The sequence below is a fragment of the Chthoniobacterales bacterium genome, assembly GCA_035274845.1.
Classification (GTDB): domain Bacteria; phylum Verrucomicrobiota; class Verrucomicrobiia; order Chthoniobacterales; family UBA10450; genus AV80.
The window spans coordinates 125120-139310 of sequence record DATENU010000007.1 but is presented as its reverse complement, the minus strand read 5'-3'; the positions used below and the strand labels follow the sequence as shown (position 1 = coordinate 139310).

General features: G+C 59.0%; 6 protein-coding genes. 2 read left to right on the top strand and 4 right to left on the bottom strand.

Annotation, left to right across the window (positions count from 1 at the left end; all coding sequences use genetic code 11):
• Window positions 1-7 precede the first annotated feature (7 nt).
• Both VJU77_03110 and VJU77_03105 read left to right on the top strand, forming a co-directional pair.
• Window positions 8-205: a hypothetical protein gene (locus VJU77_03110; GenBank protein HKP02327.1), complete on the top strand. Its 198-nt coding sequence runs from the start codon at window positions 8-10 to the stop codon at window positions 203-205.
• A 143-nt stretch (window positions 206-348) separates the two neighbouring features.
• Window positions 349-2619 (top strand): DUF11 domain-containing protein, encoded by a 2271-nt coding sequence (locus VJU77_03105; protein HKP02326.1) that lies wholly within the window; start codon window positions 349-351, stop codon window positions 2617-2619.
• A 169-nt stretch (window positions 2620-2788) separates the two neighbouring features.
• Here VJU77_03105 and VJU77_03100 read toward each other — a convergent pair whose 3' ends face one another.
• From VJU77_03100 to VJU77_03085, 4 genes are all read right to left on the bottom strand, one after another.
• Window positions 2789-5740, bottom strand: a complete 2952-nt coding sequence (locus VJU77_03100; protein ID HKP02325.1) for a hypothetical protein — start codon at window positions 5738-5740, stop codon at window positions 2789-2791.
• Window positions 5741-5824: 84 nt separating this feature from the next.
• Window positions 5825-7996 carry an alkaline phosphatase family protein gene (locus VJU77_03095; GenBank protein ID HKP02324.1) on the bottom strand — a complete coding sequence of 724 codons (2172 nt, stop codon included), beginning with the start codon at window positions 7994-7996 and terminating at the stop codon, window positions 5825-5827.
• A 134-nt stretch (window positions 7997-8130) separates the two neighbouring features.
• Window positions 8131-10875 carry a hypothetical protein gene (locus tag VJU77_03090; GenBank protein HKP02323.1) on the bottom strand — a complete coding sequence of 915 codons (2745 nt, stop codon included), beginning with the start codon at window positions 10873-10875 and terminating at the stop codon, window positions 8131-8133.
• 101 nt (window positions 10876-10976) lie between these two features.
• Complete coding sequence (locus VJU77_03085; GenBank protein ID HKP02322.1) at window positions 10977-14120, bottom strand: hypothetical protein; 3144 nt, start codon at window positions 14118-14120, stop codon at window positions 10977-10979.
• Window positions 14121-14191 lie beyond the last annotated feature (71 nt).

The following is a 14191-nucleotide window of genomic DNA, read 5'->3' as shown; positions in this document are numbered from 1 at the left end:
AAAATTTATGGGCGACACGACAGGCAAGAAACCAGAAAGACCGGGGGGGCCGGGTGCAAAAGACGGCGGACCTCAATCCGAGGCCGGGCCGCGCTCGAAGAGGATGACCTACACCTGCTGGAACGACGGCACCTCCAACGTCGTGGAGCCAGGCTGGGAGTGGTTCACCTGCTGGCGCTGCGGTGCGCTCGTCCTGACGGCGTAGGTGTAGAGGCGCGTGTCACCACGCGCACGAGGGCGCAAAGTCTGCGGCTGATGACAGCCTCCGCTACAACGGGCGAGAACTTCTCCTCGACAATCCCGGGAATCGCCAGATGGTTTCATGCCGATTTGCGGCTAAAAATCAAAATGAAAACCCGACCCCATTTTTCCCTCATTGCAGCTCTTATCCTCATCTTTTCGATCACCGGCCTGCGAGCGGGCAATCCTCAGCAGGCGGATTTGTCGGTAACCAAGGATGGGCCGGCGACAGCGACCGCAGGTTCGAACATCAGTTATACGATTCACTTTATCAATAACGGTCCGAACACCGCCGTCGCCCCCCAGTTGTTCGACCAGCTACCGGCCAATACCACCTTCGTCTCGCTCAGTTCCCCCATTGCCTGGGGCTGCAGTACCCCGATGCCTGGCGAAACAGGGAGCGTCACCTGTTCGAACAAGGACTTTTCTGCCGGGGGCGACGACACTTTTACTCTCGTGGTGAACATTGATCCGGGGACAGCGCCGGGAACTTTCATCACGAATGTCGCGACCGTCAGCTCGGCGACTGAAGATCCGAATGAAGAAAACAATACCGCGACTGCCGTAACTCTCATCCCCACCCCCCACGCCGATCTCAGCGTGAAGAAGACTGGTAACCTACAGGCTCTTCAAAACTCGAATGTGACCTACACGATCCAGGTATCTAATGGCGGACCGGACGCCGCCACCGACGCGGAACTGGACGACACGCTTCCTGGAAACATGACTTTTGTAATGCTGACCTCTCCAGCGGGATGGACTTGCACCACGCCGCCGGCCGGCGCCGGGGGGACCGTCACCTGCACGAACACAAACTTTGCCGCGGGAGCCACCGGCAATTTTACCCTGGTCGGTCACATCCCCCCGAAAACTCCAACGGGCACTGTCTACACGAACAGGGCTTCAGTTTCTGCGTCGTCGGACGACAACGAAGAAAACAACAATTCTGACGTGTCCACCATCGTGGTCTCCGCGGCCCCGACGTTGACGACGATGGCGTCTCCATCCGTGCCGCTCGGCGGCAATATTTCCGACACCGCCATGCTGACCGGCGGAGCCAATGCGACCGGCTCCATCACTTTCCTTGTCTATGGTCCGGACGATGCCAACTGCGGCGGTGCGGAAGCGTTCAGCTCGATCGTCAGCGTGAGCGGGGACGGATCCTACCCGTCCGGTTCGTTCACACCGGCCCAGCCGGGGACCTATCGTTTCGTGGCTGTTTACAGTGGAGACGATAACAACGTGGCGACGGCTACTTCGTGCAATGATCCCAACGAATCGGTGGTGGTCACAGCACCAACTCCGACTCCTACGCCCGTCCCGACGGCGACGCCGACACCAACACCAACGCCGGCTCCGACGGCTACGCCCACACCCACACCCACGCCCGCTCCCACTCCGACTCCAACACCTGCACCAACGGCTACGCCTACGCCCGCTCCCACTCCGACTCCAACACCTGCACCAACGGCGACGCCTACGCCCGCTCCCACTTCGACTCCGACACCCGCGCCAACGGCGACACCGACTCCCGCGCCGACGGCCACAGCAACGCCCAGCCCCACGGCGACACCCACGCCCACCCCATCGGTGACCCGGCCGGAAAATCTCTCCACGCGAATGCGAGTTCAGGCGGGAGACAAAGTCGCGATCGGCGGGTTCATTATTTCCGGAACCGCGCCCAAGCACATCATCGTCCGGGGAATCGGGCCATCGCTGATCCGCTTCAATCTTACGGACGTGCTGGCGGATCCGATTCTCGAGCTCCACGGGCCGAGCGGGTTCGTCACGGTAATCAACGACAATTGGAGAGACACTCAGGCGATGGCGATCGAAGCCACCGGACTGGCTCCCACCCATGATCTCGAATCAGCCATCGACGCAACGCTCGCGCCCGGCGCCTACACGGCGGTATTGCGGGGTAAAAATAACACTTCGGGCATTGGCCTGGTCGAGCTTTACGATCTCAGTCCGGACGCGGCCTCGAATTTGGAAAACATTAGTACGCGTGCCTTTGTCGACACCGGCAACAACATCGTTATCGCCGGCATGGTGCTGGGCGAGGGGACCACGCTCGACAGCGTGATCGTGCGCGGGATTGGGCCAAGCCTGGCGCCGACCTTCTTCCCCACCAGCGCGGTGCTCGCTAACCCGACTCTGGAATTGCGCGACGAAAACGGAACCCTGATCCTGACGAACGACGACTGGCAGGACAACCCGGTGCAGGCCGCGGCGATCACCGCGGCTGGTTTGGCGCCGTCCAACAGTCGTGAATCGGCGATTGCGGCATCGCTGCCGCCCGGGTTCTACACCGTGTTACTGGGTGGATTGAACGACACCACCGGCATAGGCCTGGTGGAAATTTACAACCAGCATTAAGAAGGTTTCGCTTGTAGCCGGGACCTGTAGCGGCGGTCTCAGACCGTCGCCTTGCATACAAACGTTCGGCGGTCTGAGACCGCCGCTACAAACGGGCGGTCTGGAGACCGCCGCTACAGACGGGCGGTCCGAGACCGCCGCTACAGATGGATCCCGGCTCCCGCTCGGACTATTGGCCGCGGTCGTAAACTTCGACGAGGCCAACGCCCGTGCCGTTGTTCACCCCGGAGAGCAGCGCGGTATAGAGTCCCGGCGGCAGCGTCGCCGAGATGCCGGATTCGAGGTCGTTGGTGGGCGCCAAGCCCGCTTTGACCAGATCCGCCGCCTGGGCAGAATCGTCCTGCCAGTTATTGTTGGCGATGAGGAGCGATCCATTGCTGTCTCGCAACTCCAGCATTGGATCAGGCAAGGGATTCGCCACGCCGGATGAAGCAAGGCTGGGACCAATGCCGCGGATGACGACGCGGTCCGAACCGGTGTTGTGTCCCAAAATGAATCCAGCGATGGCAATGTCGCTGCCGATTCCCACCAGGGCGCGGGTGCTGATGTTGCCCAGTTTCCCGGTCCCTTGATCGAGATCGTAGGTTTCAACCACGGCGACACCGATAGTATCGCCATTACCTTTTAACACCGCCGTATAGTTTCCCGGGGGCAGCGTCACGTCGATCGCCGATTCCAAATTGTTGGCCGGCGCCAGGCCTGATGCCTGGATCGCGGCCTCCTGAGTATCTCGCCAATCATTATTCGAGGCGATGGGAGCTGGATCGGCTCCAAATAATTCGAGGGTCGGATCAGCCATTGCGTTCGGGATTCCAAACTGGGCCAAGGAAGGACCGATGGCTCGAAGGAGCACATGTTTCGGGGCAGTCCCGGTAACGATGAGCCCGCCAATGCCCACGTTGTCACCGGTCTGAACCCGCATGCGCGTCGAAAGATTAACGGCTTGTCCCGGGACAGGAGGGGGTGGCGCAATTCGTTGCCAGCTTGGCCCGGAGTCATGGAACGAATTGCTCGTGATAGCGGCCTGATTGGAGCCGTCGGCATTCATCACGAAGATGCCCTCGCTCCTCGTGGCCAGGATTTTCGTTCCATCCGGCGACCAGGCGGGTTCGTAACAGGCTTCCGTGTTCGGGAGGAGGGTCCGGTTGGTGCCGTAGGCGCTCATCACGAAAATGCCACCCTTTTTGGTGTAGGCGATCCTGGTCCCATCCGGTGACCAGGCGGGGTTAGCTGCCTCGGTAGCGCTCTGGGTGAGATCCGTCTGATTCGAGCCATCCGCATTCATCACATAGATATTCGGTTGGAAACCGGGACGCCGCGCGACAAATGCGATCTTGCCGCCGTCAGGCGACCAAGCTGGGTATTGAGATGAGTAGGAGCCCGAGGCTTGCGAGGTCAGCGCCACTTCATTGGTGCCATTGGCATTCATTACGTAGATATTGCTGCCGTCGTCACAGGCGATCTTGGCGCCATCCGGTGACCAACTCGGATTGCGCCGCCAGAACGTCCCCACGCGAACCGGGTTCGAGCCGTTTGTATTCATCACATAGATGAACTCCTGACCACTCCGGTTGCTCGAAAATGCAATCTTATTGCCGTCCGGCGACCAGGCCGGCCCGTTATCATTTGACGGCGGCCGGTTCGTGATGTTGATCGGGTTTCCGCCGTCGGCATCCATCACGTAGATTTCCTGGGCTCTGACAAAGGCGATCTTGCCGTTTCCACCGGGAGGCTGGAGCGGGCTCGGCACCGGGACCGGCGTGGGAGTAGGAGGAGGCGTTGGGGTTGGGGTTGCGGGAACGGGCGTGGGAGTTGGCGACGGGCTCACATTGCAGGCGTTCGGTCCCACGATCCCGACCATGGCTGGTGTTCCAGTTTTGAAGAAACCAATCGTGGCCATTCCAAACAGCGGCGAACGGTCGGAATCGAATCGAAAATTATACAACGTGCCCCAGCGGATGGCGTTTGCATTCTGGTTCTGGACAAAGGTCTCCGAACTCCAGGCTATCTCGGCGGCAGTCTGATTCGAGCTCCAGGGGGCATTGCTGAATCCTGCGTCGCCCTGGGTTCCGTCATTTGGGAAGCCAGGGTGATTAAGCGGTGCGTGAAACCCGACGTTGCTCAGCGTGATCGCACATCCCAGGGGGATGGAGAAGGATTGGATCGCCCGGTCGAGGTTTTCGTTGTAGATCGCATACTCATAATGCCAGATGCCGGCAACCGGCCCGGTTACTTTGTAGGCAATGAACGCGCGCCCATCAGTTCCAGGCGCGGGTTCAATCGGAACGATCGTGGCTCCGGTCCAGGCCTTGATGGCCGCCGCCATTCGCACCGCGTTTCCCGCCGGCGTAAAAGTAAAACTGCTGGTGCCGCTGACATTGAAGCGGCGATAGGAAGCATTGTTGTACATGTTGCATTCCCCGGGATGGGACTGGCACCAGGCGTACTCGTCCGAAGAGATGTATTGAACTTCGGCGTAGTAAGTTGCTCCCGGGTTTTGGCTGGTATCCAGGTCGCTTGCTTCCACCAGAACGAGATGTGACGTGCCCGAATGAACATGGCCCGTGTGGTCACGGGCGTTCGATTGGAAGACGCCGGTAAATGGATTGATCAAGGCTCGCGAACCGAGATCGCTTTGGTTTGCGTTTTGATCGGCTGCATAAGTGTCGGAACAGCCAACCCCCAGATGGGTAAAGTCGCCCCCGGGGTTACAGACAAAACAGCGGTCAAATTGGGCCGCCCCAAATGCGTGCTTCGCCCAGGACTGGCCGATCTGCTCGAAACGGTCGTCGTTATTCTGTCCGCCGCTCATTCGATAAAGATTGTGGGGAATGACCGGATGATTCGTCGACGGCATCGCAAAAAAATTCACGAGCTGATTTCCGGCGTTGCAACCAGTCGTGCTCATGCCCAGGCCGACCTGGGTTCCGCTACTTCCAAACTGGGTCAGGCCTCCCGCTTCACCGATATCTCCGGTAATGATATCGGGCCCCGAATTGAAAACTTCCGGGACACTCGTTTCCGCTCGGGAGGAAGATTGCCCGGAGCTGTTGCGCAAGACAACGGCCGTCGCAAGCAACGTGATCCCAGCGACAACGACAGCTGGGATCCGAGAGGTCATGAGAAATTCCTACGCGCGATTAATTTATAGTCCCGGCGTATTCGTTCGGGCAAGCTTCAAATCCCATCGAGGAACAGAGACGAATTATGGCCCGCGATCGTAAACTTCGACCAGGCCAACGCCTGTGCCGTTGTTCGCACCCGCCAGGAGCGCGGTGTAGAGTCCGGGCGGCAACGTCGCGGCGATAGCCGATTCGAGATTATTGGTCGGTGCCAGGCCCGCGTTGATCAGTTCCTTCGCCTGCGCGGAGTTCTCCTGCCAATCATTATTGGCGAACAGAAGCGATCCATTGTTGTCGCGAAGCTCCAGGGTCGGATCTGAGAGCGGATTGGTCACGCCGGAGGAAACCAGACTCGGACCGATTCCGCGGACGATCACTCGATCCGGGGCGCTGTTGTTCCCGCCGAGAATGAAACCGGCGATAACAATGTCGTTTCCCGTACTGACAAAAGCTCGTGTGCTGATGTTGCCCAGTTTCGATAGGTCACCGGCAGCGAGATCGTAAACTTCGATCAAGCCGACACCTGTCGTGTTGTTCTTTCCACTCGCGACAGCGGTGTATTGTCCGGGGTCCAGTCTCGCCTCGATCGCCGACTCGAAGTCGTTGGTTGGCTGGAGGCCGGTCGCCTCGATCAGGACGCTCTGGACCGGGTCGTCTTTCCAGTTGTCGTTAACGATCGCGACAAAACCGCTGGATCCATGCAGCTCGAGAACGGGATCAGCCAGCGGATCAGGAACACCAAACTGACTGAGCGAAGGCCCCAGGGCCCGGATCAAGACATGTTTCGTCCCGGTCCCGGTGATGATGAATCCGCCGATACCCACGTTGTCACCGGTCAGAATCTTCATTCGGGTCGACAGGTTGACGGCCCGGGACGCGGCGGCGGGCGTAGGCGAAGGCGTAGCGGTAGGGGCCGGCGTGTTTGTTGGCGTCGCGGTGGAGGAAGGTGTTGCCGTGGACGTAGAGGCCGGAGTCGCGGTAGGAGTGGGCGTAGAAGTCGGAGTCGCCGTGGGAGTGGGCGTGGATGGTGCAGGGGTCGCGGAAGGAGTCGACGTTGGAGTCGCCGTCGCGGTCGGAGTCGGCGGTTGATCGGATCGCACCAGAATATCATTGCTCGTACCGGTGATCGAAGCGTTCACCGTGTCGGTGGCCGTGATCGTCTGGATTCCTATTGTTTGAAGATCGGCGCTAAAGGTGCGGAACCCGTTTGTTAAGGTTCCATCCGGTGGTAGCAGAGCCTGCTGGCTGGTGGTCGTAAAGTGGACCGTGCCAGTGTAGCCGGTGACGGTATTGTTCGATCGGTCGAGGGCTCTGACCGTGAAATTAAACCCGTTGAACATTATCACCTCCGATGGAGCAACGACCTCCAAGTGCGTGGCCGGACCCGGTGATGGCGTTGGTGTTGGGCTGGGTCTGGGTGTTGGTGTAGGAGTTGCCGTCGGCGTTGGTGTTGGTGTCGTCGCCGCAGGCAGCAGTTCGGTCATGGCGGTGGCGGTCGCAGCGCTTCCGAGGAACGGGAGTCCATATACTTCCTCGATTGTCCGCAGGACGTTAAAATGGTTGTAAGTTGTGCCGACCGTTGCGGGAGCCAGCCAGGGTGCGGCCGCGGCGGTGTAGATGTGTCCACCGCCGTTTACGCTCGTCGTTCCCTCGTCGAAGGAGACGATAAGAAGCGTATGCGCCCAGTCCGGGCTCGCCGTTACCAACGGCACGAAGGCCTGAAGAAAGGCGTCGCCTTGAGCCGTTGTGCCATCGTGCATGTCGTTAATCATATTGGGGACGACGAAGGCAACGTTTACGGTCGGATCGAAATTCGCCAGCCGCTGAATATTGGCGCATTGAGCTGGATTGAGCCGGACGTTTTCAAAGCTGATCGCGGGATTGTGCTTTCGGACGTAGGTTCCGGTAACGCCCGGGCCATCGGTGAGCCCATCCGCGAATGTTTGGACGTCAGAGCAGCCACCGGGATAGTTCTGCGCATAAACGCGCCATGACTTTCCCGCGGCGTTCAGCTGGTTAGCCAGATTATCAACCGCAGCCGGAAAGGTCGCATATCCATCGCCGGTCACGCCTTGAGCCGAGCCGGAATAGGCATCCAGGTAGTTAGGCTGCGAAGGATGCGTAATCCCGTAAAAGTTCGTAAAGTTCACGTGGGCGAGCGCGAAGCTCGCAAAATAGGGCGCAGTCGCGGCAGTGATGGCTGACGACTCTCTGTTCTCAAACCACACCCAAATGATATGTTGAACGCTGCTCATGGCCGCGGGTTGGGATGACTGCCGAACGTAGTCTGCTCCTGTGTTGATCTGAGCGTCCAAGGGGCCGACTACGCCGCAGAAGACCAAACTACATCGAAGGATCAGGAATCGTGGTCGCTTCAAGGGATGCCCGCCTACGGCGCTCCGCGATCGTAAATTTCGACCAGGCCAATGCCGGTGCCGTTGTTTACTCCGGAAAGCAGCGCGGTGTACAAGCCCGGCGCGAGCGTGGCGGCGATGCCCGACTCGAGATTATTTGTCGGCGCCAGCCCCGCGTTGACAAGTTCCGCTGCCTGAGCCGGATCGTCCTGCCAGTCATTGTTCGCGCGAAGAAGAGCTCCGTTGCCGTCGCGAAGCTCCAGCTTCGGATTAGCCAAGGGATTGGGCACTCCGAATGCGCCCAGGCTGGGGCCGATGCCGCGGACCACGACCCGGTCCGAGCCGCCGTTGTTCCCGAGAATGAAGCCGGCGATCACAAGGTTGTCGCCGGTATCGACAAAGGCGCGCGTGCTCAGGTTAGCCAGTTTCGCGTCGACTCCCTGGTCGAGATCGTAAATCTCCACCAAGCCGACGCCGCTGGTCATGCCCATCCCACGGAGGATGACGGTATAGCTCCCGGGGGCCAGGGCCTCGACAATCGCGGCTTCCAGATTATTTGTCGGCTGAAGGCCAGTCGCCAGGATGTCGGCCTCCTGTGTATCTCGCCAGTCATTGTTCGCCAGGATGCGGACACCGCTCGAATCGCGCAGATCAAGCGTTGGGTTGGCCAGAGGATTGGCAACTCCAAAAGCAGCAAGGGAAGGTCCAATCCCGCGCAAGAGCACATGCTTCGGGACAGCGCCGGTAACGATGAATCCGCCGATGCCCACGTTATCGCCGGTCAGGACTCGCAGCCGACTCGAAAGGTTGACGGCCTGGGACGTTGTGCCGGGCGTTGGAGTTGGAGTTGGTGCCGGGGAAGGGGTTGGCTTTGGGCACTCGGTGATAGAGATGCTGTCGACGCGCCAACCCACACCAGCGACGCCGGCATCGCTGCCCATACGCCACCGCAGGACGACCTGTCCGAAATAGGCGAGGTTTATTTTAGTCGTAATAAATCCGCCTGAGCCTCCGCTCCACGCCTGGCGACCATCGAGGGGATTGGATGCGCTGAAAATCCTCGAGTTGTAGCCGCCTGTGACGAAACTGCCCCCCGCAGCGATGATGTCTTCAAACGCACCCGTTTCCGTCATGACCTCCAACACGCCCCCGTCGTGACCGGGTTCGAAATCGAAATTGTGGCGGAAGGTCAATTGCGCGGTCCCGGGATTCCCAAAAAAATGAATAGTTCGTGATTGGAGGCTTTTGTCGCTAACCACGCTTGGATCATCGACGAAAGCCGCGTTTGGGAATGAATCGGAGGGAGGCGTTGGCACGCCACTGTTCGAAGTCACCCAGACCGGCGCCGGACCTTGCGTATTCGTCGCCACCCAGTCAGCCGGCAGCGCCGGATGTATAACCTGATCGAAGTTTTCAGAATTCGTTATGGAAGCGTTAGGACACGGGGTCGCGGTAGGCAGGGGGCTTGGAGTCGGAGTCGGGGTCGGACTCGGAGTGGGAGTCCTGGAGGGCGTCGGCGCGTTACAGGTATTTGGGCCCAGAACCGAGACGGTGATTTGGTCGGCGGTCTTGAAAAAGCCGACCGTCGCGTCCTTCGGTATGGGCGGCCATCCGGAATCAAAACGGAAATTGTATAACGTTCCCCAGCGAATGGCGTTCGCATTTGGGTTCTGGGCAAAGGACTCCGTTGAAAAAACCACGTCGGCGATAGTTTGAGCTGCCAACCATGGGGTATTGCTAAATCCCGCGCCTCCGGTTCCATCATTAGGAAATCCTGGATGATTTAGGGGGGCGTGAAACCCGATATTGTCCACCAGGTTGCCACATCCGCCCAGAGGCACACGGAAATAGGAAATTCCTCGATCGAGGTTTTGGTTATAAATGGCGTATTCGTAATGGTAGACTCCGCCGACCGGCCCCGAGACTTTATAGGCAAGGAACGCGCGCCCATCGACTCCCGGGGCGGGTTCGATCGGGATGACGGTCGCTCCTGTCCAGGCGGAAATCGCAGGGCTCATTCGGACGGTGGCAGCGGCGGGTGAAAAAGTGAAACTCGAGGTCCCGGTGACGTTGTATTGCCGGTACGATGCGTTGTTGGACATGTTGCATTCGCCGGGATGGGCCTGGCACCAGGCATACTCATCTGAAGTGACGTAGAGCAATTCAGCATAATAGGTCGCGCCAGGATTCAGAGCGGTGTTCAGGTCGTTCGATTCTGTCAGAATCATATGCGACGTGGCGGTGTGATTGTGGCCAGTGTGATCGTTTGCCGTCGAGGTAAAGGCGCCGGTAAAGGGATTGATCCAGGCGCGTGACCCCAGGTCGCTCTGCTCGGAACTTTGAAAAGCAAGATAAGTGTCCGAACATCCCACCCCCAGGTGGTGGAGGTCTCCACCGGGCATGCACTCAAAACACGCATAGGCTTGTTTCGCTCCAAACGTATGCTTTACCCACGACTGGCCGATTTGCTCGAAGCGGTCGCTATTCCCGCTCATGCGATAAAGATTCTGGGCAACCGCCGGATGATTTGGGTTCGGCATCGGGAAAAAATTGACGAACGTATCTCCGGCGTTGCAGGTCGTTATTCCTATCGCCAGGCCCTGTTGGGTCCCGTCGATTCCGAAGGAGGCCAAATCTTCCATGTTGCCTGCGATGGCATCAGGACCGGGATTGAAAACCTCCGGTGCACCCGGCCCCGATGGCGACGCAGACTTTCCGGCCTGGTTCCCCAGAAAAAGAAGCAACAGGAGCGTGCCGCGGCTTAGAATTTTCCTAAACATGGTCCGAACTTCTCTCGATTAGAGTGCTCCGGGCGGATCAATTCATAGGTCGGGCGTGTCGTCCTGGGCAAGCTCCAAATCCGCCGAACGGTGAAGACGAATTACGGGCCCCTGTCGTAAACTTCAACCAGGCCGACACCAGTGCCGTTGTTCAGGCCTGCCAGGAGTGCGGTATAAAGTCCCGGCGGTAACGTTGCGGCAATGCCCGATTCCAGATTATTCGTTGGCGCGAGGCCGGCGCTGATCAGTTGCGCGGCTTGATCAGAATTCTCCTGCCAGTCATTATTGGCGAAGATGAGCGATCCATTGCTGTCACGAAGCTCCAGAGTCGGATTTGCCAGCGGATTGGTCACGCCCGATGAAGCCAGACTTGGACCGATCCCACGAATGATCACCCGGTCCGAGCCGCTGTTGTTCCCTCCAAGAATGAAACCGGCGATGACAATGTCGTTGCCAGTGCTGACGAACGCGCGCGTGCTGATGTTAGCGAGCTTCGATGCGTCGCCGGCGGCAACATCGTAAACTTCGATCAGGCCGACACCGGTGGTGTTGTTCTTCCCGCTGATGATCGCCGTGTACTCTCCGGGATCGAGCGTGGCATAGATCGCCGACTCAACGTTGTTGGTCGGCTGGAGACCGGTGCCCTCGATCAGCGCCCGCTGGACTGGGTCGTCCATCCAGTTGTCGTTGTTAACCGTCACGAAAGCGCCAGGTCCATGCAGCTCGAGCACGGGATCGGCCAGCGGATCGGGAACACCAAACTGGCTGAGCGAAGGGCCGACGGCGCGGATCAGCACATGTTTGGTTCCGGTTCCGGTGATGATGAATCCTCCGATGCCCACGTTGTCGTCGGTCAAAACCCGCATCCGGGTCGAGAGGTTGACAGCCTGGGATGCGGGACCGGGCGTGCCCGAAGGCGTAGGCGTCGGGGTGGTGCTGGGCTGCGGAGTGGTGGTCGGGACCGGAGTCGCTGTCGCGGTAGGAGTGGGTGTCGGAGTTGGAGTTGGAGAACTCGCGATGCGCTGCCAACTTGGCCTTATGTCTAATGCGGGATCATTCGTGATATTGGTCTGATTCGATCCATCTGCGTTCATCACAAAGGTCTCGCCGTTCCCGCCCAGGCCTCCCAGCGTCCGGTCAAACGCGATCCTGGTGCTATCGGGCGACCACGCCGCGTCGCCGTCGGCAAAATTACTGCCAGACTGCGTCAACTGAACCACATTCGAGCCGTCCGGATTCATCACAAAAACACCGCTGCCGCTGCGGGTGCTCGAGAACGCGATCTTCGAGCCGTCAGGAGACCAGGCGGGTTGGCGATCGCCTCCACCTGGTCTGTTCGTCAGGTTCATCTGGTTCGAGCCGTCCGCATCCATCACGTAAACCTCGCTGTTGCCATCGCGGAAGCTCGTAAAGACGATTTTCCGGCCATCGGGAGACCAGGTGGGCTCATAATCTACTCCCATTGTATTCGTGAGACGCGTCGGCTGAGATCCGTCGACATTCATGACGTAAACCTCGAAATGGCCGGCGTTATTGTCGCGGTCACTGTAAAAGGCGAACTTTGTCCCGTCGGGCGACCAGCGAGGCCGCTGGTCTTCCGCGGGGTTGTTCGTGAGGCGGACCGGATTCGAGCCATCCGCATTCATCAGGTAGATTTCGAAATCGCCCGACCGATCGCTCGAAAATGCGATCTTGGTCCCGTCAGGCGACCAGTCGGCGAAAAGATTATAAGATTGGTTGGACGTGAGGTTGGTAGCGTTCGCCCCATCCGCCTCCATCACGAAGATGTCTCGTGCGGTATCTCCGCTCAAGCGACTGCTTTCGAAGGCGATCCTGCCATTTCCAGGCGGTGAACCTCTGACTGGATCGACGCGAACATAGTAAATGTCCTCCTCGAGATTAAAGGTTGCGGCGTAAGCGACGTTGCCTCCGGTATTGTCGGAAACGATCGTGATGTAGTCACCCATCTTGTTTTGATTGGGATAACCGAGGAAGGGATTGAACGGTTCACTCACCGCTACGTTGGCCGACCAGGTATCGCCTCCATCCAGGCTGAAGGAATAAAAGAGCTGCGAATCGGTATTGTTCGCGGCGTTGCGAGTGTCGAGCCAAACCGCATCGATCCGTCCATTCGGCGCGACCGAGAGCGTTCCGAGCCAGTGCCATTTGTTGGGATTAACGGGATCGTCGTTGATCCGCCGCGGAGCGCTAAAGGTCTGTCCGCCATCCGTGCTCTTGGCGAACATAACGTCGCTAGCCGATTGACCGGTCAACAAACTCGCGGCCATATAGATATTGTTATTCGTGCTCGTGCCGGAACGGTCCACCGCGAGAAACACCTGCCCGACCAGGCCTTCCGGGTTGATCGCCTGGCTGAATCCGACCCCACCGCCCATATTTACCGCAGTGCTTCGATCAAAGGTTGGAACCGCCTTGCTATTCCTGGCGTCCGTCGAGCGCACACACCAGAAACTGCCGTTGGCCAGGTTTACCCCGCCGATAAAGAGATCGCCGTTCGACGCCACATCGAGGGTCCCCCAGGAGGGACTGTTGGGAATGAAGACCGGATCCAGCCAGGTGACGCCGCCATCAATCGAACGGCTGAACTGCCGGCCACCGTAATTGTTTCCCCCCGTGCTCCAGGATTGATACTGAAAACCGCGGCCGGAGCTGGTGGTGTTATCGATCGTTAACCATTGCTTGTCGCCACCGGTGGCGTTGGTAGTCAACCTTGTCCAGGTCTGGCCGGAGTTAAGCGAACGCCAGATGTCGTCCTGGAAGCCCGAGAGCAGACTTAGGTAAAAGAAGGCTCCTGTGTCGGTGGAGAACAATACCGGGTCGCTTCGAAAAACGGAGCTGAGCGAGCCGGGAAAGGACCAGGATATGCCGCCGTTGGCGGTATAGGCCCAGCCACCCTTCCGGAAGTTGGAGGCCACACTATCAAACTGTCGCCAACCGATCGACATCCTGGCTGGGTTGGATGGGTCGACCGTTATCGACGGCTCGTTTGCGGCATCGCCAACGATGTTCATTTCTTTCCCATCGAGATTTACCTGATGACTTGCGAAGGGGCCGTGCACCGAAATCCTGCGCGGCGAAGTATCGGTCCGAAAGATAAACCGTGGAGCATCCTCGTATTTCTCGAGCTCCTCGGCCGGCAGCGGTTTGGCCTGCGGAGTCTGACCCAAGGCGAGGGCAAACAGACCGGGAAAAAGCAGGAAAATCAGCGAACCGATTTTACGCATCGCCCATCATTATAGGGCGAGCTGAGCGGATGAACAGACTCGTTTTTGTCGAGGGCGTCCGCACTCAAGCG

What these genes read in the sequence shown, in the direction of transcription:
- VJU77_03105 (HKP02326.1), top strand. Translation starts at nt 349, where the DNA reads ATGAAAACCCGACCCCATTTTTCCCTCATTGCAGCTCTTATCCTCATC.
- VJU77_03110 (HKP02327.1), top strand. Translation starts at nt 8, where the DNA reads ATGGGCGACACGACAGGCAAGAAACCAGAAAGACCGGGGGGGCCGGGT.
- VJU77_03100 (HKP02325.1), bottom strand. Translation starts at nt 5,740, where the DNA reads ATGACCTCTCGGATCCCAGCTGTCGTTGTCGCTGGGATCACGTTGCTT.
- VJU77_03095 (HKP02324.1), bottom strand. Translation starts at nt 7,996, where the DNA reads ATGAGCAGCGTTCAACATATCATTTGGGTGTGGTTTGAGAACAGAGAG.
- VJU77_03085 (HKP02322.1), bottom strand. Translation starts at nt 14,120, where the DNA reads ATGCGTAAAATCGGTTCGCTGATTTTCCTGCTTTTTCCCGGTCTGTTT.
- VJU77_03090 (HKP02323.1), bottom strand. Translation starts at nt 10,875, where the DNA reads ATGTTTAGGAAAATTCTAAGCCGCGGCACGCTCCTGTTGCTTCTTTTT.